Raw genomic sequence first — 18,425 nt, 5'->3', positions numbered from 1 at the left:
CAAACCCGGAGAAGACAGGGATCTTTACCGGTCGACGCCATCACGGTTGCAACAGCGCCTGTCCCACATCACGGCCGAGCCGCACGTGCGGTTGACGATGCAAGCCCTGTGCCGGGGCGGCCGTTCAGGTGTCGCGCAGGCCGAGCTTCTCGAGCAGGCCGTTGAGCTCGTCGAGCGAGCCGAAGGCGATCGCCACCTCGCCCTGTTCGCCGCGCTTGCCACGCTTCTTGACGCGGATCTCGACGGCGGCGGTCAGCGCATCGGCGAGCTGTTCCTCGATGCGCGCGATGTCGCGCGACTTCTCGGTCTTGACGCGCAGCAGCGGCTGCTGGCGGCCACCCTCGTGGCGGGCGACGAGCTTCTCGGCCTCGCGCACCGACAGCTTGCGCGCGACGATCTCGTGGGCTTGCGTGATCTGGTGCGCCTTGTCCAGCGGCAGCAGCGCGCGGGCGTGGCCCATGTCGAGGTCGCCGGCCATCAGCAGCTGCTGGACCGGCTCGGCCAGGTTGATCAGGCGCAGCAGGTTGGACGTGGCGCTGCGGCTGCGGCCGATCGCCTGGGCGGCTTCCTCGTGGGTCAGGCCGAACTCGTCGATCAGGCGCTGCACGCCCTGGGCCTCTTCCAGCGGGTTGAGGTCCTCGCGCTGGATGTTCTCGATCAGCGCCATCGCGGCGGCGGCCTGGTCGGGCACCTCGCGCACCAGCACCGGGACCTCGTCGAGACCGGCCATGCGGGCGGCGCGGGTGCGGCGCTCGCCGGCGATGATCTCGTACATCGGCAGGCCGTCTGCGGCGGCCACCGGGCGCACCAGCACGGGCTGCATCACGCCCTGGGTCTTGATGCTCTCGGCGAGCTCGACCAGCGAGCCCTCGTCCATGCGCGTGCGCGGCTGGTACTTGCCGGGCCGCAGCTGATCGAGCTTGACGGCGGAGGGTTGCGGCGCGCTCCCGGCGCTGTCGCTGTCGGTGCCGACCTGGGGCCCGAGCAGGGCTTCCAGACCACGACCGAGACCTTTGGGCTTCTTGGTGACCATGGGCGCGATTGTCGGCGATCAGCCCGGCACGGCCAGACGCACCCCGGCGGCCAGTGCACGCAGCAGCGCATGGCCCTCGTCCCAGTCGCCCAGACCGGACTCGCCGTTGAGGTGGCCGCGCGGACCGGCGTCGTGCACGACGGCGCCCCAGTCGGCACAGAAGCCGCGTGCCCGATCGGGCCTGCAGTACGGGTCGTCGGACGACACCACCGCCAGCGCCGCGAACGGCAGCCGGCCGCGTCGCACCGGACGCCAGTTGTGCAGCTGCGGCGGCATGTCCTCGCGCTCGGTGTCGGGTGGGGCGACCAGCAGGGCGGCCTGCACGCGACCGGTCAGCCGGCTGTGCTCGGCCCAGGCGGCGACCAGCTGGCAGCCCAGGCTATGGGCGACCAGCACGACCGGCCCGGCGGTGGCGATGAGCACCTCGTCCAGGCGTGCCATCCAGTCGCCGCGACGCGGCCAGGTCCAGTCGTCCTGCTCGACGCGGCTGTAGCCGTGGCGGGCAATCCAGCGGCTCTGCCAGTGCGCGGCATCGGAGTTCAACCAGCCCGGCAGCACCAGCACGCGGGCCGTCGGCAGGGGGGCGGGAGAGGCGTGAGCGGTCATGACCATGCCGTATTCTTGCGCCTTCGTTTCCTGTTCCCAACCGCTGCGGATCCCCCCCATGAAGCACACCGTCTTCGTCGACGGCCAGGAAGGCACGACCGGCCTGCGCATCCACGAGTACCTCGCCGCCCGCTCCGACATCGAGGTGCTGCGCATCGCGCCCGAACTGCGCAAGGACAGCGCCGAGCGCGCCCGCCTGCTCAACGCCGCCGATGTCGCCTTCCTCTGCCTGCCCGACGCCGCCGCGATCGAGGCGGCCGCGCTGGTCACGAACCCGCGCACCTGCCTGATCGACGCCAGCACCGCCCACCGCATCCACCCCGACTGGCGTTTCGGCCTGCCCGAACTGGCGCCCGGCCAGCGCGACGAACTGCGCGCGAGCAAGCGCATCGCCAACCCGGGCTGCCACGCCAGCGCCTTCATCCTGCTGGCACGTCCGCTGGTCGATGCCGGCCTGATCGCGCCGGAGCAGGCGCTGACGGCGACGTCGATCACCGGCTACTCAGGCGGTGGCAAGAAGATGATCGAGCAGTACGAGGCTGGCGGCGACGCGAAGCTGCAGTCGCCCCGGCCCTATGGCCTGGGCCTGGCGCACAAGCACATCCCGGAGATGATGGTGCAGTCGGGCCTGCGCACCAAGCCGGTGTTCATGCCGATCGTGTCGAGCTTCTACAAGGGGCTGGCGGTGACGATCCCGCTGCATCTGCGCGATGCCGGCGACGCCGAGCGGATCCATGCGGCCTATGCCCGGCGCTACGAGGGCGAGCGCTTCGTGCGCGTCATGCCGCTGGACGATGCGGCCACGCTGGCCGATGGCTTCTTCGACGTCCAGGCCTGCAACGACACCAACCGGGTCGACCTGTTCGTGTTCCGCAACGGGTCTCAGGCGCTGCTGATGGCGCGGCTGGACAACCTCGGCAAGGGTGCCAGCGGTGCCGCCGTGCAGTGCATGAACCTGCACCTGGGTTGCGACGAGGGCCTGGGCCTCTGAGGCCAGGCACCACGGGCATCGGCCCCTGAAACGAAACAACCCGGCCGAGGCCGGGTTGCTGGACGTCAGCGTGAGCCGATCGACGGGGCTCAGGACAGCTGGTCGCTGATCAGCTTGGTCATCTCGAACATCGAGACCTGATCCTTCTTGAAGATCGCCTTGAGCTTGGCGTCCGCATTGATCATGCGCTTGTTGGCTGCATCCTGAAGCTTGTGCTTCTTGATGTATTCCCAGACCTTCTTCGTCACTTCGGTGCGGGGTGCCGGGGTGGCGCCGATCACGGCGGCCAGGGCGGCCGACGGGGTCATTGCCTTCATGAACGCCGCGTTGGGCGTGCGCTTGGCGGCGGCGACCGTCTTCGTGGCGGCCTTCTTCGCAGGTGCCTCGGCTGCCGTGGTGGCCGGAGCCTTGGCCGCCACGGCCTTCTTTGCCGGGGCCTTCTTCGCGGCCGCCTTCTTCGCAGTTGCCATGTGTGTTCTCTCCATCAAGGTATGTGATGTGCCGGCGGCGGGCACGTGCCGCATGAGCACGCTTACTCCGACTCGCATCGCGCCGGTGAATGGTACTGCCTCGAATGGCCCGTTGAGAAGGCGTGATGGGCCGGTTTCCCTCTGAAAACCCCCTGGATTTCCCCTTGAAACCGGACGTTCGATCCCGATCCGGCCATATGACCCAAGCCCGTTCCCGACCCGGACGCATCCGGCCACGTTCGTGGAGCTACGCATCGGCAGCCGCCAAACCGCCCCATACACTGCGAAGCCCGAGCGCCGCGCGGGTCGCCGCGCCTTGCCGGCCCCGTGCCGTGCCATCCCCAAGACACCCGGTCCCACCATGGAAATGCTTCTGTCCCCCGAGTTCTGGCTAGCCGTCGGCCAGATCATCATGATCGACATCCTGCTCGGCGGCGACAACGCGGTCGTGATCGCGCTGGCCTGTCGCAAGCTGCCCGATGCCCAGCGCAATGCCGGCATCCTCTGGGGCACCGTCGGCGCGATCGTGCTGCGCGTCGTGCTGATCTTCTTCGCGCTGACGCTGCTGCAACTGCCCCTGCTGAAGATCATCGGCGGCGTGCTGCTGCTGTGGATCGGCATCAAGCTGCTGTCGCCCGAGGACGATGACGAGCACGACGGCATCCAGGCCAGCGACAAGCTGTGGGCCGCCGTGAAGACCGTCATCGTGGCCGACTTCGTGATGAGCCTGGACAACGTCATCGCGATTGCCGGTGCGGCCGAGGCCACCGGTGGCGACCACCGCATGCCGCTGGTCATCTTCGGCCTGCTGGTCAGCATCCCGATCATCGTCTGGGGCAGCCAGCTGGTGATCAAGCTGATGGACCGTTTCCCGCTGATCATCACCCTGGGCGGCATGCTGCTGGGCTGGATCGCCGGCACGATGGCCGTCACCGATCCGGCCGTCGCGCGCTGGATCACCGCAGGTGTCGAGGTCTCGGCGCCGGTGCGTTACGCGGCGGGCGTGATCGGTGCGCTGCTGGTGCTGGTGGTCGGCCGCTGGCTGGCCTCGCGCCAGGCCGCCGAGCCTGCCGCTGGCTGATCGGTCGCGGATGACCTGACGGGCGTCATGTCGACCGACGCCGACCACCCCGACGACGCCCCTGACGGCGAGGCGCTGCTCGGCCCGTACGTGCTCGATCACGAGCTGGGGCGCGGCACGATGGGGCGGGTCTGGCGTGCCCATGACCGCCGCGACGGGCGCAGCGTCGCCATCAAGACGCTGGCGCTCGGTCAGGAATTCCACGGCTATGAGCTCGACGAGGCCCGCACCCGCTTCGAGCGCGAGGCCCAGGCCGCCAGCCGCTTGCGTCATCCCGACATCGTCGAGGTCGTGGCCTGCGGCAACACCGACACGCTGGCCTATCTGGTGATGGAACTGCTGACCGGCCGCGACCTGTCGGTCCACACCCGGCCCGCCACGCTGTTGCCGGTCACCAGCGTCATCGCCATCGGTGCGCGCGTGGCCGATGCGCTGGCCCATGCGCATGACCATGGCGTGGTGCATCGCGACATCAAGCCGGCCAACGTCATGATCGACCCGGCGCTCGACCAGGTGAAGGTCACCGACTTCGGCGTGGCGCGGCTGCTCGATGCCAGCCGCACCCGGACCGGGCTGGTGCTCGGCTCGCCGTCCTACATGTCGCCTGAACAGCTCGCTGGCCGGGCGATCGATGGCCGCAGCGACCTGTATTCACTGGGCGTCGTCCTGTTCCAGCTCCTGACGGCCCGGTTGCCGTGCAGCGGCTCGACCATGACCGAACTGATGAGCGCCGTGGCGCACCAGCCGGCGCCGGACGCCCGGCAGCTCCGGCCCGGCCTGCCCGATGCGCTGGCCGACGTCGTGACCATCCTGCTCGAGAAGCGCCCCGAGCTGCGTTACGCCGATGGTCACAGCCTGGCCGGCGACCTGCGCCTGGTCGCCACGCGGATGCGCCCGCGCGATCCGGACGCTGTCGACGGCGAGCCCGTGCTGTCCACCGTCTCCGGCGGACGACACGCCCGGCGCCGTCCTCGCGAAGACGGACCGGTTGGCGACGCGCAGGCCCTCCCGGGCTGAGGGCGATGCGGGCACAATGGTTTGCGTGAACATGGACAGATCCAGCCCCGCGCTCCTCAGCTACGAGTTCCATGCCGTGACCGATCGCGGCCGGGTACGCGCCAACAACGAAGACTCGGTGGCGATCGCCGAGGATGCGGCGCTGGCCGTCCTGGCCGACGGCATGGGCGGCTACAACGCCGGCGAGGTCGCCAGCGGCATGGCCACCGCCTTCATCAGCTCCGAGCTGGGGCGCTGGCTGGTCGAGGCCTCGGGCGAGGTCAGCGACCACGACGTGCGCCGCGCGATGGACGTCTGCGTCGACAACGCCAACCGCGCGATCTTCAACGCCGCGAATTCCAACCCGCAGTACGCCGGGATGGGCACCACGCTGGTCGTGGCCGTGTTGCGCGGGACCCAGCTGCTGCTGGGCCACATCGGTGACTCGCGCGGCTACCGCTGGCGCGAAGGGCAGCTGGTCCAGCTCACGCGTGACCACTCGCTGCTGCAGGAGCAGATCGATGCCGGCCTGCTGTCGCCCGAGCAGGCTGCCCTGAGCCTCAACAAGAATCTGGTGACGCGCGCCGTGGGCGTCGAGGACATCGTCCTGCTCGAGGTTCACAACCACGCGCTGGCGGCCGACGACTGGATCCTGATGTGTTCCGACGGCCTGTCGGACATGCTCGACGATGCCCGCATCGCCGAGGTCCTGAGCAGCCACAACCAGGTGGCAGATGCCGCACACGCCCTCGTAGAAGCAGCCAATGAGGCAGGCGGACGCGATAACATCGCCGTGATACTGGTTGCCGTGCGCGCCGCTTCCTCTGCGGGGCGCGCCTGGTGGCCTTTCCGGCGGTGAGGGCTCCGGAACCAGAAAGACCCCCAGCTCAGAGGTCGCGCATGCCTAAGCTTGTCGTTTCGTTGGACGGTGTCGTCATCAAGGAAGTCCAGCTCACCAAGGACAAGACGACGCTGGGTCGTCGGCCCTACAACGACATCGTGATCGACAACCTCGCTGTCAGCGGCGAGCACGCGGTGCTCCAGATGGTCGGACAGGACGTCTACATCGAGGACCAGAACAGCACCAACGGCACCTACATCAACGGTCGCGCCGTCAAGAAGCAGCTGCTCCAGCACAACGACACCGTCGAGATCGGCAAGTACAAGATCAAGTATCTGGTCGAGGACAGCGCCGACTACGAGAAGACGATGATCCTCAAGCCTGGCCAGATGCCGCCGGGCATCGGTGGTGCGCGGCCGCAGACGCCGACCGCACCAGGCCATCTGCCGCCGCCGTCGAACTTCGGCAGCCTCGGCATCTCGACCGTCACGCAAGCCTCCATCAAGGTCCTGTCGGGCGCCGCAGCAGGCCGCGAGGTCGCGCTCACCAAGGTCGTGACCACCGTCGGCAAGCCTGGCGTGCAAGTCGCGTCGATCACCAAGCGTCCCGGCGGTTACGTCTTCGCGCACGTCGAAGGCAGCACCCGCCCGACCGTCAATGGCTCTGCGGTGCAAGGTGATCCAGTCCACCTCAAGGACGGTGACGTCATCGAGCTGGCCGGCACCCAGATGCAGTTCGTGCAGCCCTGAGGCTGAACGGAAGCGCGATACCCGTCCTCAACGGGCTCCGTCTCGCGTGGCCTTGTTCACGTCGGACACATTTCCAGGTCGTCGGTTGCCGGGTCGAGTGCGTTTGTACGCAACCGGGCGCTTGCCCCGCGCACCATCGGCGGGCAGCATTCGCGCCTTGATCGCTCCCGGTCCGGCCCTCGTCTCGACGGCCGTCCTGCGGGCCTGACCTGGAATTCGAATGAACTTGCGCGTCCTCGGCTGTTCGGGCTCGATTGCCCAGGACTGCCGAACCACCTCCTTCCTGCTCAACGACAGCATCCTGATCGACGCGGGCACCGGCGTGGGCGACCTCACGCTCGACGAGATGGCGGCGATCGATCACATCCTGATCTCGCACTCCCATCTCGACCACGTGCTCGGCATCGCGCTGATCGCCGACAGCGTGATGCACCGGCGCATGTCGGGCGAGCAGTGCCGGCCGATCCGGGTGCATGCCTTGCCCGAGACCCTGGAAGCGCTGCGGCGGCATGTGTTCAACAACGTCATCTGGCCGGACTTCACCCGTCTGCCCCGGCCGCATCAGCCGATCCTGGAACTGCACCCGATCGAGATCGGTCAGCAGCTGACGCTGGCCGAGCTTCCCATCGAGGTGCTGCCCGCCGCGCACACCGTGCCGGCCTGCGGCTTCGGTGTCGCGACGCCGAGCGGCTGGTGGGTCTACACGGGTGATACGGGCCCCAATCCGGCCTTGTGGCGCACGCTACGTGGCCGTCGCATCGCCCAGCTGGTGATCGAGACCGCCTTCAGCGACGACGAGCGCGCGCTGGCCGAGGTCAGCAAGCACCTGTCGCCCAGCATGCTGGCAGCGGAACTGGAGCAGCTGGAAGAACACACGCGGGTGGCGATCACCCACGTCAAGCCGGGCGAGATGGCGGCGGTGACCGGCCAGCTCGCCGCGATGGGGCTGGGCCGCACGATCACGTCGCTGTCGCGCGGCGAGACCTTCCGCTTCTGATGCCTCGAAGCCGCTGGCGGCTCACAGCCGCCAGGCGTCCCAGCCGGTGCGCAGGATCAGCAGGCTGACCACCACGATGAAGACGCCGCGCACGAAGCCGGCGCCGCGCTTCAGCGCGAGGTGCGTGCCGACGTAGCTGCCCGCGACATTGGCGACGGCCATGGTCGCCGCGACCTGCGGCATCACATGGCCGGTCCACAGGAACCACGCCAGTGCGGCGACGTTGGTGGCGACGTTCAGCAGCTTCGCGCTGGCCGAGGCATGCAGGAAGTCGTAGCCGAGCGCACGGACCAGCAGGAAGACGAAGAAGCTGCCGGTGCCCGGGCCGAAGAAGCCGTCGTAGAAGCCGATCGAGAGCCCGATCAGCGCGGCGATCAGCCGTTCAGACGAGGCGCTGCGGTGCGGCGCGTGCTCGCGCCCGAGGTCCTTGCGGCGCAGCGTGTACACCAGCACGGCGGCCAGGATGAAGGGCAGCGCCTTGCGCAGGCTGCCCGCGCTGACCTGGGTCACCAGCCAGGCACCGAAGGCGGCGCCCGCGAACGCGGTGGCGACCGCCGGACCGAGCGAGTGCCAGTTCAGCCGCACCCGCCGGGCGTAGAGCCGTGCCGCCCAGGCAGTGCCCCAGACCGAGGCGCTCTTGTTGGTGCCGAACAGCGTGGCGGGTGCCGCGCCCGGGTAGGCCGCGAACAGCGCCGGCACCAGCACCAGTCCGCCGCCACCGACGATCGCGTCGACAAAACCGGCCAGCGCCGAGGCCAGCGTGACCCAGATCCATTCGGTCATGCGCCAGGCGCTGCGTCGGGGCAGTCGTGCATCGTGAGTCCGTGGGGTGTTCCGGAAAAAGAAAAGGCGCCGGGTTGTCCGGCGCCTTCGAATTGTCTCTGGTGTGATGAGGAGGCAGCACCTGCACCCATCGGATCCGGGCTCGCTCGTTGGCGGCCTTGTTCGCTGTCTGCTCGACGTCCCGCGGTGTCGTTGTTCTGCGGGATCGCCGGTTCTTTTGAGTCTGTCTCCTCAGCACCTCGCTCCGGCAAGGAGTCGCTTGGGCTCCGCTTGCGAGTCGCTGGACTGTATCGACGGCCCCTCGCGGCCAGCATCGGGGAGAACCCGCACCGGCGAGGTGGATCAGGTCGCCGCGTCGGCCAGGATCCACTCGGCCGCCCGCTCGGCCAGCATCAGCGTCGGCGAGTTGGTGTTGCCGCTGGTGATGGTCGGCATGACGCTGGCGTCGACCACCCGCAGGCCGCGCACGCCGCGCACCCGCAGGCGGCTGTCGACCACCGCGCCGGGGTCGTCCGCCGCGCCCATCCGGCAGGTGCCGACGGGGTGGAAGATGGTCGTGCCGATGTCGCCGGCCAGCCGCGCCAGGTCCTCGTCGGTGTCCGGGCCGGGACCGGGCTTGACCTCCTGGGGCTGGTAGGCCGCCAGCGCCGGCTGGGCAACGATGCGCCGCGTCAGCCGCAGCGACTGCGCGGCCACGCGCCGGTCCTCGTCGGTCGACAGGTAGTTGGGGGCGATCAGCGGTGCGTCCTCGGGCTTGTGGCTGCGGATCTGCACGGTCCCGCGCGAGCTGGGGTTGAGGTTGCAGACGCTGGCGGTGAAGGCATCGAAGCCGTGCAGCGGCTCGCCGAAGGCTTCCAGCGACAGCGGCTGCACGTGGTACTGCAGGTTGGCGTGGGCCCGACCCGGCGACGAGCGCGCGAAGGCGCCGAGCTGCGACGGCGCCATGCTCATCGGCCCGCTGCGCCGCAGCGCGTATTCCAGACCGATCTTGGCCTTGCCCCACCAGCTGCGCGTCATCGTGTTGAGCGTGCGCGTGCCCTGAACGCCGTAGACCGCCCGGATCTGCAGGTGATCCTGCAGGTTCTGGCCGACGCCCGGCAGTTCGTGATGCGGCTGCACGCCCAGCCCGTGCAGCAGGTCGCCCGGGCCGATGCCCGAGAGCTGCAGCACCTGCACGCTGCCGATGCTGCCGGCGCTCAGCAGCACCTCGCCGCTGGCATGCACGGTCTCGACGCCGTGCGGCGTCCGGACCTCGACGCCGGTGCAGCGCTGCTGGCCGTCAGGCTGGCGTTCCAGCAGCAGGCGCTGGACCTGCACGCCGGTCCACAGCTCGAAGTTGGGGCGACCGAAGCAGGTCGGCCGCAGGAAGGCGCGGGCGGTGTTCCAGCGCAGGCCCTTGCGCTGGTTGACCTCGAAGTAGCCGACCCCCGTGTTGTCGCCCTGGTTGAAGTCCTTCGTCGCCGGGATGCCGGCCTGCACGGCCGCTTCGGCGAAGGCGTCCAGGATGTCCCAGCGCAGCCGCTGCTTCTCGACCCGCCACTCGCCGCCATGACCATGCGCGGCGGCAAAGGCCGCGTCGGGCGGCTCGGCCGCGCCGGCGTCCAGCCGCCAGTGGTTCTCGTGGCGCTTGAAGGCGGCCAGGCAGGCGTCCCAGCGCCAGGCGTCGTCACCGGTCAGAGCGGCCCATTGTTCGTAGTCGCGCGCCTGACCGCGCATGTAGATCATCCCGTTGATGCTGGAGCAGCCGCCGAGCACCTTGCCGCGCGGGTAGCGCAGCGCGCGGCCGTTCAGGCCCGGATCGGGTTCGGTGCGGTAGAGCCAGTCGGTGCGCGGGTTGCCGATGCAGTGCAGGTAGCCGACCGGGATGTGGATCCAGTGGTAGTCGTCGTGGCCGCCCGCTTCCAGCAGCAGCACGCGCCGCCTCGGGTCGGCCGACAGCCGGTTGGCCAGCAGGCTGCCGGCGGTGCCGGCGCCGATGATGATGTGGTCGAAGGTGGGCATGTCGTTCTGGTCGGGGGAGAGATCGGTGGCGGATCGCAGGCTCAGTGGACGAGCCCGGTCGCCAGGACGGGGAACAGCTTGATCAGGCCCTCGGCCATGATCTCGACGGCCAGCGCCGCCAGGATCAGGCCCATCAGCCGCGTCATCACGTTGATGCCGGTGCGACCCAGCCAGCGCGCGATGCGGCCGGCGGCCGAGAAGCTCGCGTAGGTCGCCAGTCCGACCACCACGCCATAGCCGACGAGGGCGGCGCGCTGGGTCCAGTGGCGGGTCTGGTCGGCGTAGATCACCATCGTCGAGATGGTGGCCGGACCGGTCAGCAGCGGGATGGTCAGCGGCACGACCGCGATGCTGGCGCCGGCGTCGACCTTCTGCTCGCCTTCGCTGACGTCCTCGCGACGGCCCTCGGCCGGTTGTGCGTTGAGCATCTGCAGCGCGCTGATCAGCAGCAACGTGCCGCCGCCAACCTGGAACGAGGCCAGCGAGATGCCGAAGAACTCGATCACCTGCAGGCCGGCCAGCGCGCTGATCGAGATCACGCAGAAGGCGGTGAAGCTGGACACGCGGATGGTGTGGCGGCGCTGCGCGGCGTCCAGGCCCTGCGTGAAGTGGATGAAGAACGGCACGACGCCGATCGGGTTCACGATCGCGAGCAACGCGATCAGGGGCTTGAGGAGATCCATGGCGGGCGATTCTCGCGGGGTCGCGCCGGTGTGAATTGCGCCACTCGCTGGCCTGCGCACAACACTTGTTGACACGCGCCCCTTTCAAGCTCTTGACTGTCGCGCATAATGGTTCTTCGTGTCTGGATGCGTGCGCCTTCTCTGTTCCCTGGAATGAGTGCTGGCTGTAGCTCCGCCACTGGCTCCCCGGCTCGACCGGTACTTGATTGTTGAAAGGCGCTCTTCCATGGGCAACAAACTCTATGTGGGCAATCTCGCCTACAGCGTTCGCGACGAAGATCTGAACGACGCGTTCTCCCAGTTCGGTGCGGTCCAGTCCGCCAAGGTCATGATGGACCGTGAAACCGGCCGCTCCAAGGGCTTCGGCTTCGTGGAAATGGGCTCGGACGCCGAAGCCCAGGCAGCCATCAACGGTCTGAACGGCCAGGCCATCAGTGGCCGCGCCGTGGTCGTGAACGAGGCTCGCCCCCGTGAAGAGAAGCCGGGCGGCTTCCGCAGCCCGTACGGCGGCGGTGGCAACCGCAGCGGCGGCGGCGGTGGCGGCGGCTACGGTGGTGGCGGCGGCGGCGGTGGTTACGGCGGTGGTGGTGGCGGCGGTGGCGGTGGCTTCCGCAGCCCGTACGGCGGTGGCGGCGGCGGTGGTGGTCGCAGCGGCGGCGGCGGTGGCCGCAGCGGTGGCGGCGGCGGTGGCTACGGTGGTGGCGGCGGCTACGGCTACTGATCCCCTCCGTCGCAGCGCAAGCTCGCGATGACAGAAAGCCGACCCTCGGGTCGGCTTTTTCACGTCTGGACGTCTGGATGTCTGCGCGCCCTGCGATTCCGCAGTCTCAGCCGGGCGACGGGCGCCTGGGCTTGCGCGGACGGCCGGACATCAGCCGGTCGAAGAGCGCATCGGGCATCCAGCGCAGCAGCGTGGCGACGAGCCCCATCTGCCACGGGATGACCCGCCGTCGCTCGCCGCGTTCGATCGCCTTCAGCGCCCGTTCGGCGAAGGCCTCCGGCTGCATCAGGAACGGCATCGGGTAGGGATTGGCCTGCGTCAGCGGCGTGGCGATGAAGCCCGGCATCAGCGTGACGACCTGGAGCCCGTGCGTGCGCTGCTCGATCCGCAGGCTCTCGCAGTAGCTGATGACCGCCGCCTTGCTGGCGCAATAGCCGCCGTGGCCGGGCAGTCCGCGGATCCCGCCGACGCTGCCGATGCCCACGAGCGTGCCGCGCCGGGCTTGCTGCATCGGTGCCAGGTAGGGCTGGAAGGTCGCGGCCATGCCGATGACGTTGGTCGCGTACAGATCGGCCAGCACGTCGAGATCACCCCGCTCGGCCGTGTCGATGCCGATGCTGATGCCCGCATTGGCGATGACGACGTCCGGCACGCCCATCGCCGCGATGACCTGCCGGCCGGCCGCGACGATCTCGTCGACCACCCGCACGTCGGCGCGCACGCACAACACGCGGCCGGCTTCGGGGGCGTGTTCGCGGGCCCAGTCCTGCAGGGCTTCGACCCGCCGTGCGATCAGCGCCAGACGCCAGCCGCGCCTCGCACAGGCCGTCGCCAGCGCCAGACCGATGCCGCTGGAGGCGCCGGTGATGACCACCAGCGGGGCGATGCGTTCAGCGTTCGGCACGACCGCCCATGCCATCGCCGGGTGTCGGGTCGATCAGGCCGCGCACGCCGCCATCGAGCACCACCACCCGCGTGGTGTGGTCGTAGTCGAGCTTGCCGGCATCGAAGCGGCTGGCGCCCAGGCTCAGCCGCACCGGCAGGTCGCTGCGCACCCGCCCGGCACGCACGTCGAAGACCATCACCTCGCTGGTGAAGACCAGCGGCCCGGCCTCGCCGGGGATGGCCTCGCGCTCGACGCGCGCACCGCCTTCGAGCCGGACCTGGCTGCCGTCGCCTTCGGCCACGGCCCGCGGTGCGGCGGCGCGCAGCTGGTGGCCTGCCAGGTCGGTCCAGCGCACCCGTGCACCGTCGATGACGAGCTGGTCGGTGGCCGGGAAATGGCGCACCCGGTCGCCCTCGATGACGCCCTGGGCCGGACCGGTGCGGGTGTAGTGCTGGACCGAGAAGCCGAGCATCTCGTAGTCGGGCTCGCTGGCCGCGAGGGCTGCGCTGACGGGCGCGTCACCCGACGGCGTCTGGCGCACCAGCCAGCCGGTGGCGGCGGCGATCGTGGCGAGCAGCAGCACCGGCAGGTACTGCGGCAGCTTGTGGCGCAGCCGGACGGTCCAGGGCAGCTGGCGCTCCGGCTCGGTCGCGGTGGTCAGCGGCGGCAGCGGAAGGGGGAGCGGCAGCGGGCCGGAATCGTCGTCCATGTGGATCGGGTCGGCTCGGCCTCAGGCCGATGCGCCGTCCAGCGTGGTCAGGTGACCGTGCAGCAGCTCGGCGTAGCGGCCGGCCGCCATCAGCAGGACGTCGCAGAACTCGCGTGCTGCGCCATGACCGCCGGGCACCGAGGTGACGTGGTGGGCGATGGCGCGGACCTCGGCATGCGCGTTGGCCGGCGCGCAGGCGAAGGCGCAGCGCGTCATCAGCGGCAGGTCGGGCCAGTCGTCGCCGATCACGGCCAGCTCGGACCAGCCGACGCCCAGTCGCGCCAGCAACGCGGCGGCGGCCGCGAGCTTGTCGTGCACGCCGAACAGCGCCTCGGTCACGCCCAGGTCGGCGCAGCGCCGGCGTACGCCGGGCGAGTCGCGACCGGTCAGGATGACCGGCTGGATGCCGCCGCGCGCCAGTAGCTTGATGCCGTGGCCGTCGAGCGTGTTGAAGGTCTTCTCGCCCTCGCCACCGGCGCCGATCGCGATGCGGCCATCGGTCAGGCAGCCGTCGACGTCGAAGATCGCCAGCCGCACGCCTTGCGCCTGCATCAGCAGCGCCGGGTCGACACGCAGCGTCGGCTGCACCGGGCGGCCGGGCGGGATCACGGGATGAGCCACTGTGGACGAGGAAGTGGGCGTGGGCTCGGGCTTGGGCGTCGCCATCCTCAGATCACCTTCGCGCGCATCAGGTCGTGCGTGTTGACCGCGCCGACCAGCCGGCCTTCGGCATCGCTGACCAGCAGCGCGTTGACGCGGGCGTCCTCCATGCGCGTCGCGGCCTCGACCGCCAGCGCGTCCTGCGGCACGCTGCGCGGGTTCGGCCGCATGACGGCGCGGGCATCCAGGCCACGCAGGTCCAGGCCGCCCTCGATCGCGCGGCGCAGGTCGCCGTCGGTGAAGATGCCGATCGCGCGGCCCTCGGCGTCGACCACGGCGGTCGCGCCCAGGCCCTTGCTGCTCATCTCGCGCATGACCTCCAGGAAGGGCGTCTCCGGCGCCACGCGCGGCACCGCGTCGCCCTTGCGCATGATGTCGCGCACATGGGTCAGCAGCTTGCGTCCGAGCGCGCCGCCGGGGTGCGAGCGGGCGAAGTCCTCGGCGCGGAAGCCGCGGGCATCGAGCAGCGCGACCGCGAAGGCATCACCCAGCGCGAGTTGCGCGGTGGTGCTCGCGGTGGGCGCGAGGTTCAGCGGGCAGGCCTCCTGCTCGACCTGGTTGGACAGCACCAGATCGGCATGCGCGGCCAGCGTCGACTCGGCCCGGCCGGTCATCGCGATGAGCGTGATGCCCACGCGCTTGAGCGCCGGCAGGATCGCGGCGAGCTCGTCGCTCTCGCCCGAGTTGGAGATCGCCAGCACGACATCGCCGGGCTGGACCATGCCGAGATCGCCGTGGCTGGCCTCGGCCGGATGCACGAACAGCGCGGGCGTGCCGGTGGAGGCGAGCGTCGCGGCGATCTTGCGGCCGACGTGGCCGCTCTTGCCCATGCCCATGACCACCACGCGACCGCTGCAGGCCAGCGTGCGGCGCACCGCCTCGGCGAAGGCCTCGCCCTGCTGGGCCTGCAGCGCGACCAGTGCATCGGCCTCGATCTGGAGGGTCTGGCGGGCCATCGCGATGGCGCGTGCGGGGTCGAAGGCGGGGGAGTTCACGGCGCGCTTGCGCCGGTCTTGCCGGCGCCATGTCTTACGATCCGGCGATTCTAGGCGGCACCCTTTTTGCCCCTTGCCTCCGGTCCCCCGCTCCGATGGCCACCTCGCTCGACCTTGCGCTGCTCTACCTGCTGGCCGCCGTGACCGGCGTGGTGATCTGCCGCCTGCTCAAGCTGCCCGCGATGCTGGGCTACCTGATCGTCGGCGTGCTGATCGGCCCGCATGCGCTGGCCCTGGCGCGAGATTCGGCCGGCATCCGCTACCTGGCCGAGTTCGGCGTGGTCTTCCTGATGTTCGTCATCGGGCTCGAGTTCAACCTGCCCAAGCTGCGCAGCATGTGGCGGCTGGTGTTCGGACTCGGCATGGGCCAGGTGGTGCTGACCATCGTCGGCGCGGTGCTCGGCAACGTCTTCCTGACGGCGGTCTTCGCGTGGCTGGCACGGCCGTGGGAATTGCACTGGACCGGCGCGATGGCGCTGGGCGCGGCGCTGGCGATGTCCAGCACGGCCATCGTCGCCAAGATGATGGCCGAGCGCATCGAGCTGGAGAGCGAACACGGCCGCCGCGTCATGGGCGTGCTGCTGTTCCAGGACATCGCGGTGGTGCCGCTGCTGGTGCTGATCCCGGCGCTGGCGCAGGGCGGCGACGACATCGCCCGGACGCTCGGCGTGGCCGTGCTGAAGGCCGCCGTGCTGCTGGCCGTGCTGTTCTGGGGCGGCCAGCGCCTGATGCGCTGGTGGCTCACCCGCGTGGCCAAGCGCAAGAGCGAGGAACTGTTCATCCTCAACCTGCTGCTGATCACGCTGGGGCTGGCCTGGCTGACCGAACACGCGGGCCTGTCGCTGGCGCTGGGCGCCTTCGTCGCCGGCATGCTGATCGCCGAGACCGAATACAAGCACCAGGTCGAGACCGACATCCGGCCCTTCCACGACGTGCTGCTGGGCCTGTTCTTCATCACCATCGGCATGAAGCTGGACCTGCACCCGGTGCTCGAACGCTGGCACCTCGTGCTGATGCTCAGCACCGCGCCGGTGCTGGCCAAGGGCGTGCTGGTGGCCTGCCTGGCGCGCGCCACCGGGGCGCCGGCGGGCGTGGCGATCCGCACCGGCCTGTACCTGGCGCAGGCCGGCGAGTTCGGCTTCGTGCTGCTGAGCCTGGGCACCGAACACGCGCTGATCGCCGACCGCTGGCTCAGCCCGGTGCTGGCCTCGATGGTGATCTCGATGCTGGCCACGCCCTTCCTGATCATGCACAGCGACCGCATCGTGATGCGGCTGGCGGCCAGCGACTGGCTGCTGCAGTCGGTGGCGCTGACCAGCATCGCCAAGAAGGCGATCCGGACCGAGGCGCACGTGATCATCTGCGGCTACGGCCGCGCCGGCCAGAACCTGGCCCGGCTGCTCGACAAGGAACACATCCCCTACATGGCGCTGGACCTCGACCCCGACCGGGTCCGGCAGGCCGCCGCCGCCGGCCAGAGCGTCGTGTTCGGCGATGCCGCGCGGCTGCAGAGCCTGATGGCCGCCGGCCTGGCACGCGCCAGCGCGGTGGTCATCAGCTACCACGACACGCCGTCGTCGCTGAAGGTGCTGCACCACGTCCACGAACATGCGCCGCAGGTGCCGGTGGTCGTGCGGACCATCGACGACACCGACCTCGAGAAGCTGCGCGCGGCCGGCGCCACCGAGGTCGTGCCCGAGGCCATCGAGGGTTCGCTGATGCTGGCCAACCATGCGCTGGCGCTGGTGGGCGTGCCGATGCGGCGCGTGCTGCGCATCACCCAGGAAGCGCGCGACGCCCGCTACAGCCTGCTGCGCGGCTACTTCCACGGTGTCGACGACGACACCGTGCAGGAGCTGGAGCAGGAGCGCCTGAGCAGCGTCAGCGTGCCGGCCGCCGCACCGACGATCGGCCAGGCGCTCGACGAGCTGGCGCTGGAGGCGATCGGCGTGGTGGTCATCTCGATCCGCCGCGCCAGCGGCCAGGTCGAGCGGGTCCGCGAGGACACCCGGCTGCGCGGCGGCGACGTGCTGGTGCTGCGCGGCCTGCCCGAGGCGCTGGCGCTGGCCGAAGGCAAGCTGCTGCACGGCTGAGACCGCCGCAGCGGCCGGCCTCAACCTTCGTCGTCGAACTTGATGTAGCGCACCCGCGGGTCGTCCTGCGGCGTGCCTTCGAGCGGGTTGCCGGGCTCCTGCTGGGGCCGCCAGGCGACCACTTCCTCGATCTTGCGGGCCAGCGCGAAGTCCTTCTCGGTGATGCCGCCGGCCGAGTGGGTCGTCAGCTTCACGCCGACCACCGCATAGGTCACCGTCAGGTCCGGGTGATGCCAGCCGGCTTCGGCCAGGTGGCCGATCACGTTGACGACCATCAGCGTGGCCTTCCAGCCGCCGGTGCGGTAGCGGCGGCGCAGCAGGCCGTCTTCCAGGGTCCAGTGCGGCAGCTCGGCGGCCAGGCGGTCGCGGATCTGCGCCTCGCTCAGGACGGCATCGGTGGGCTTCATGGTGACTCCAGGCGGGCGGTGACGAAGGGCGCAGCGTGCCGCAGACGGCGCGGTCGCGCAGCGCCCGGCCCGATGACTGCGATGCGCGTCAGGCCTTGCCCGCGTGTTCAGGCCACCGCGATCTGGTGGACCATGTTGGCGCGCAGCCGCGCGGCCATCACCGCACCGGCGGCGCGCAGGAACTCGATCGCGATGCCGGGTGCGCGGGCGGCCAGTTCCTCGAAGCGCGGCAGGTGCATGGCCCAGACCTGGGTCGGCGTCATCGCCTCGATGTTGGCCGAGTGCGGCTGGTCGCTGAACAGCCCCGTCTCGCCGACCAGCGCGCCCGGCCGCAGCAGCGCGATGCGGGCCTGCGCGGCGGTCGGCCCGGTGCGGTAGACCTGCAGCGAGCCGGCGGCGATGAAGTAGGCGGTGCGGTCGGCGTCGCCTTGCCGGATCAGCAGGTCGCCGGCCCGCATCTCGTAGGCCGCCAGGTAGGACCCGAGCGTGCGCCACTGGAACGGATCCAGGCGGGTCTGGAACGCGTCTTCCGTCTTCAACGATCTGACCACCGTGATCAGGTCTTCCAGGTCCATCGCGGGCTCCGTCTTGGCGCAGGCTGTGGGGCGTGATGTTCGGGCAGGCTTGCCGATGGCACCAGCGCTGCAAGGTGACCCGTTGCAACCGGTCCGCGACGGAATCGTCGGCGCGGACGTGCTTGTGGGCCGGCACCGCCCGATTCGG

General features: G+C 70.1%; 20 protein-coding genes. 8 read left to right on the top strand and 12 right to left on the bottom strand.

What is annotated here, in order from left to right; all coding sequences use genetic code 11:
- Window positions 1-124 precede the first annotated feature (124 nt).
- Both ACWA7K_RS17220 and ACWA7K_RS17215 read right to left on the bottom strand, forming a co-directional pair.
- Entirely contained in the window at window positions 125-1,033 is a 909-nt protein-coding gene (locus ACWA7K_RS17220; protein WP_456162625.1) for a ParB/RepB/Spo0J family partition protein, read from the bottom strand.
- An 18-nt stretch (window positions 1,034-1,051) separates the two neighbouring features.
- Window positions 1,052-1,645 (bottom strand): RBBP9/YdeN family alpha/beta hydrolase, encoded by a 594-nt coding sequence (locus ACWA7K_RS17215; RefSeq protein ID WP_456162624.1) that lies wholly within the window; start codon window positions 1,643-1,645, stop codon window positions 1,052-1,054.
- A gap of 52 nt (window positions 1,646-1,697) precedes the next feature.
- On the opposite strand from ACWA7K_RS17215, the gene argC reads away from it, so the two are divergent.
- Window positions 1,698-2,630 carry an N-acetyl-gamma-glutamyl-phosphate reductase gene (gene argC / locus ACWA7K_RS17210; protein WP_456162623.1) on the top strand — a complete coding sequence of 311 codons (933 nt, stop codon included), beginning with the start codon at window positions 1,698-1,700 and terminating at the stop codon, window positions 2,628-2,630.
- A gap of 89 nt (window positions 2,631-2,719) precedes the next feature.
- Here argC and ACWA7K_RS17205 read toward each other — a convergent pair whose 3' ends face one another.
- The gene (locus ACWA7K_RS17205) at window positions 2,720-3,100 is read right to left on the bottom strand and encodes an SWIB/MDM2 domain-containing protein (protein ID WP_456168856.1); all 381 of its coding nucleotides are present in this window, start codon (window positions 3,098-3,100) and stop codon (window positions 2,720-2,722) included.
- Between the two features lie 361 nt (window positions 3,101-3,461).
- Here ACWA7K_RS17205 and ACWA7K_RS17200 point away from each other — a divergent pair, with 361 nt between their 5' ends.
- The 5 genes from ACWA7K_RS17200 to ACWA7K_RS17180 all read left to right on the top strand — a co-directional run bounded on the left by ACWA7K_RS17200 (window position 3,462) and on the right by ACWA7K_RS17180 (window position 7,764).
- On the top strand, window positions 3,462-4,181 hold the full coding sequence (locus ACWA7K_RS17200; protein WP_456162622.1) for a TerC family protein: 720 nt from the start codon (window positions 3,462-3,464) through the stop codon (window positions 4,179-4,181).
- A gap of 27 nt (window positions 4,182-4,208) precedes the next feature.
- A complete protein-coding gene (locus ACWA7K_RS17195) occupies window positions 4,209-5,198 on the top strand; it encodes a serine/threonine-protein kinase (protein ID WP_456162621.1) in 990 nt (329 codons plus the stop codon).
- 31 nt (window positions 5,199-5,229) lie between these two features.
- The gene (locus ACWA7K_RS17190) at window positions 5,230-6,036 is read left to right on the top strand and encodes a Stp1/IreP family PP2C-type Ser/Thr phosphatase (RefSeq protein ID WP_456162620.1); all 807 of its coding nucleotides are present in this window, start codon (window positions 5,230-5,232) and stop codon (window positions 6,034-6,036) included.
- Window positions 6,037-6,077: 41 nt separating this feature from the next.
- Window positions 6,078-6,767 carry an FHA domain-containing protein gene (locus tag ACWA7K_RS17185; RefSeq protein ID WP_456162619.1) on the top strand — a complete coding sequence of 230 codons (690 nt, stop codon included), beginning with the start codon at window positions 6,078-6,080 and terminating at the stop codon, window positions 6,765-6,767.
- Between the two features lie 220 nt (window positions 6,768-6,987).
- The gene (locus ACWA7K_RS17180; RefSeq protein WP_456162618.1) at window positions 6,988-7,764 is read left to right on the top strand and encodes an MBL fold metallo-hydrolase; all 777 of its coding nucleotides are present in this window, start codon (window positions 6,988-6,990) and stop codon (window positions 7,762-7,764) included.
- A 21-nt stretch (window positions 7,765-7,785) separates the two neighbouring features.
- Here ACWA7K_RS17180 and ACWA7K_RS17175 read toward each other — a convergent pair whose 3' ends face one another.
- The 3 genes from ACWA7K_RS17175 to ACWA7K_RS17165 all read right to left on the bottom strand — a co-directional run bounded on the left by ACWA7K_RS17175 (window position 7,786) and on the right by ACWA7K_RS17165 (window position 11,231).
- Window positions 7,786-8,547: a sulfite exporter TauE/SafE family protein gene (locus ACWA7K_RS17175; protein ID WP_456162617.1), complete on the bottom strand. Its 762-nt coding sequence runs from the start codon at window positions 8,545-8,547 to the stop codon at window positions 7,786-7,788.
- Between the two features lie 342 nt (window positions 8,548-8,889).
- Window positions 8,890-10,548 (bottom strand): GMC family oxidoreductase, encoded by a 1,659-nt coding sequence (locus ACWA7K_RS17170; RefSeq protein ID WP_456162616.1) that lies wholly within the window; start codon window positions 10,546-10,548, stop codon window positions 8,890-8,892.
- A gap of 41 nt (window positions 10,549-10,589) precedes the next feature.
- Entirely contained in the window at window positions 10,590-11,231 is a 642-nt protein-coding gene (locus ACWA7K_RS17165) for a MarC family protein (RefSeq protein WP_456162615.1), read from the bottom strand.
- 226 nt (window positions 11,232-11,457) lie between these two features.
- Between ACWA7K_RS17165 and ACWA7K_RS17160 the strand changes: the two genes are divergently transcribed.
- Window positions 11,458-11,952, top strand: coding sequence for an RNA recognition motif domain-containing protein (locus ACWA7K_RS17160; RefSeq protein ID WP_456162614.1), 495 nt, complete (start codon window positions 11,458-11,460; stop codon window positions 11,950-11,952).
- Between the two features lie 106 nt (window positions 11,953-12,058).
- On the opposite strand, the gene ACWA7K_RS17155 is transcribed toward ACWA7K_RS17160, so the two are convergent.
- The 4 genes from ACWA7K_RS17155 to ACWA7K_RS17140 all read right to left on the bottom strand — a co-directional run bounded on the left by ACWA7K_RS17155 (window position 12,059) and on the right by ACWA7K_RS17140 (window position 15,163).
- Window positions 12,059-12,871, bottom strand: coding sequence for an SDR family oxidoreductase (locus ACWA7K_RS17155; protein ID WP_456162613.1), 813 nt, complete (start codon window positions 12,869-12,871; stop codon window positions 12,059-12,061).
- A complete protein-coding gene (gene lptC / locus ACWA7K_RS17150) occupies window positions 12,843-13,547 on the bottom strand; it encodes an LPS export ABC transporter periplasmic protein LptC (protein WP_456162612.1) in 705 nt (234 codons plus the stop codon). The genes ACWA7K_RS17155 and lptC overlap by 29 nt, the downstream gene beginning before the upstream one ends.
- 21 nt (window positions 13,548-13,568) lie before the next feature.
- Window positions 13,569-14,099, bottom strand: coding sequence for a KdsC family phosphatase (locus ACWA7K_RS17145; protein WP_456210471.1), 531 nt, complete (start codon window positions 14,097-14,099; stop codon window positions 13,569-13,571).
- A 116-nt stretch (window positions 14,100-14,215) separates the two neighbouring features.
- Complete coding sequence (locus ACWA7K_RS17140; protein WP_456168852.1) at window positions 14,216-15,163, bottom strand: KpsF/GutQ family sugar-phosphate isomerase; 948 nt, start codon at window positions 15,161-15,163, stop codon at window positions 14,216-14,218.
- Between the two features lie 134 nt (window positions 15,164-15,297).
- Between ACWA7K_RS17140 and ACWA7K_RS17135 the strand changes: the two genes are divergently transcribed.
- Window positions 15,298-17,295, top strand: a complete 1,998-nt coding sequence (locus ACWA7K_RS17135; protein ID WP_456162611.1) for a monovalent cation:proton antiporter-2 (CPA2) family protein — start codon at window positions 15,298-15,300, stop codon at window positions 17,293-17,295.
- Between the two features lie 20 nt (window positions 17,296-17,315).
- Here the strand turns inward: ACWA7K_RS17135 and ACWA7K_RS17130 are convergent, their stop codons facing one another.
- Both ACWA7K_RS17130 and ACWA7K_RS17125 read right to left on the bottom strand, forming a co-directional pair.
- Window positions 17,316-17,702, bottom strand: coding sequence for a 4a-hydroxytetrahydrobiopterin dehydratase (locus ACWA7K_RS17130; protein ID WP_456162610.1), 387 nt, complete (start codon window positions 17,700-17,702; stop codon window positions 17,316-17,318).
- Window positions 17,703-17,809: 107 nt separating this feature from the next.
- Window positions 17,810-18,277, bottom strand: coding sequence for a Crp/Fnr family transcriptional regulator (locus tag ACWA7K_RS17125; protein WP_456162609.1), 468 nt, complete (start codon window positions 18,275-18,277; stop codon window positions 17,810-17,812).
- Window positions 18,278-18,425 lie beyond the last annotated feature (148 nt).

Source organism: Leptothrix mechoopdaensis (SeqCode), from assembly GCF_053893855.1.
This window is presented reverse-complemented; position numbering and strand designations above follow the sequence as displayed.

What these genes read in the sequence shown, in the direction of transcription:
- ACWA7K_RS17220 (WP_456162625.1), bottom strand. Translation starts at nt 1,033, where the DNA reads ATGGTCACCAAGAAGCCCAAAGGTCTCGGTCGTGGTCTGGAAGCCCTG.
- ACWA7K_RS17215 (WP_456162624.1), bottom strand. Translation starts at nt 1,645, where the DNA reads ATGGTCATGACCGCTCACGCCTCTCCCGCCCCCCTGCCGACGGCCCGC.
- argC (WP_456162623.1), top strand. Translation starts at nt 1,698, where the DNA reads ATGAAGCACACCGTCTTCGTCGACGGCCAGGAAGGCACGACCGGCCTG.
- ACWA7K_RS17205 (WP_456168856.1), bottom strand. Translation starts at nt 3,100, where the DNA reads ATGGCAACTGCGAAGAAGGCGGCCGCGAAGAAGGCCCCGGCAAAGAAG.
- ACWA7K_RS17200 (WP_456162622.1), top strand. Translation starts at nt 3,462, where the DNA reads ATGGAAATGCTTCTGTCCCCCGAGTTCTGGCTAGCCGTCGGCCAGATC.
- ACWA7K_RS17195 (WP_456162621.1), top strand. Translation starts at nt 4,209, where the DNA reads ATGTCGACCGACGCCGACCACCCCGACGACGCCCCTGACGGCGAGGCG.
- ACWA7K_RS17190 (WP_456162620.1), top strand. Translation starts at nt 5,230, where the DNA reads ATGGACAGATCCAGCCCCGCGCTCCTCAGCTACGAGTTCCATGCCGTG.
- ACWA7K_RS17185 (WP_456162619.1), top strand. Translation starts at nt 6,078, where the DNA reads ATGCCTAAGCTTGTCGTTTCGTTGGACGGTGTCGTCATCAAGGAAGTC.
- ACWA7K_RS17180 (WP_456162618.1), top strand. Translation starts at nt 6,988, where the DNA reads ATGAACTTGCGCGTCCTCGGCTGTTCGGGCTCGATTGCCCAGGACTGC.
- ACWA7K_RS17175 (WP_456162617.1), bottom strand. Translation starts at nt 8,547, where the DNA reads ATGACCGAATGGATCTGGGTCACGCTGGCCTCGGCGCTGGCCGGTTTT.
- ACWA7K_RS17170 (WP_456162616.1), bottom strand. Translation starts at nt 10,548, where the DNA reads ATGCCCACCTTCGACCACATCATCATCGGCGCCGGCACCGCCGGCAGC.
- ACWA7K_RS17165 (WP_456162615.1), bottom strand. Translation starts at nt 11,231, where the DNA reads ATGGATCTCCTCAAGCCCCTGATCGCGTTGCTCGCGATCGTGAACCCG.
- ACWA7K_RS17160 (WP_456162614.1), top strand. Translation starts at nt 11,458, where the DNA reads ATGGGCAACAAACTCTATGTGGGCAATCTCGCCTACAGCGTTCGCGAC.
- ACWA7K_RS17155 (WP_456162613.1), bottom strand. Translation starts at nt 12,871, where the DNA reads ATGGCATGGGCGGTCGTGCCGAACGCTGAACGCATCGCCCCGCTGGTG.
- lptC (WP_456162612.1), bottom strand. Translation starts at nt 13,547, where the DNA reads ATGGACGACGATTCCGGCCCGCTGCCGCTCCCCCTTCCGCTGCCGCCG.
- ACWA7K_RS17145 (WP_456210471.1), bottom strand. Translation starts at nt 14,099, where the DNA reads ATGCAGGCGCAAGGCGTGCGGCTGGCGATCTTCGACGTCGACGGCTGC.
- ACWA7K_RS17140 (WP_456168852.1), bottom strand. Translation starts at nt 15,163, where the DNA reads ATGGCCCGCCAGACCCTCCAGATCGAGGCCGATGCACTGGTCGCGCTG.
- ACWA7K_RS17135 (WP_456162611.1), top strand. Translation starts at nt 15,298, where the DNA reads ATGGCCACCTCGCTCGACCTTGCGCTGCTCTACCTGCTGGCCGCCGTG.
- ACWA7K_RS17130 (WP_456162610.1), bottom strand. Translation starts at nt 17,702, where the DNA reads ATGAAGCCCACCGATGCCGTCCTGAGCGAGGCGCAGATCCGCGACCGC.
- ACWA7K_RS17125 (WP_456162609.1), bottom strand. Translation starts at nt 18,277, where the DNA reads ATGGACCTGGAAGACCTGATCACGGTGGTCAGATCGTTGAAGACGGAA.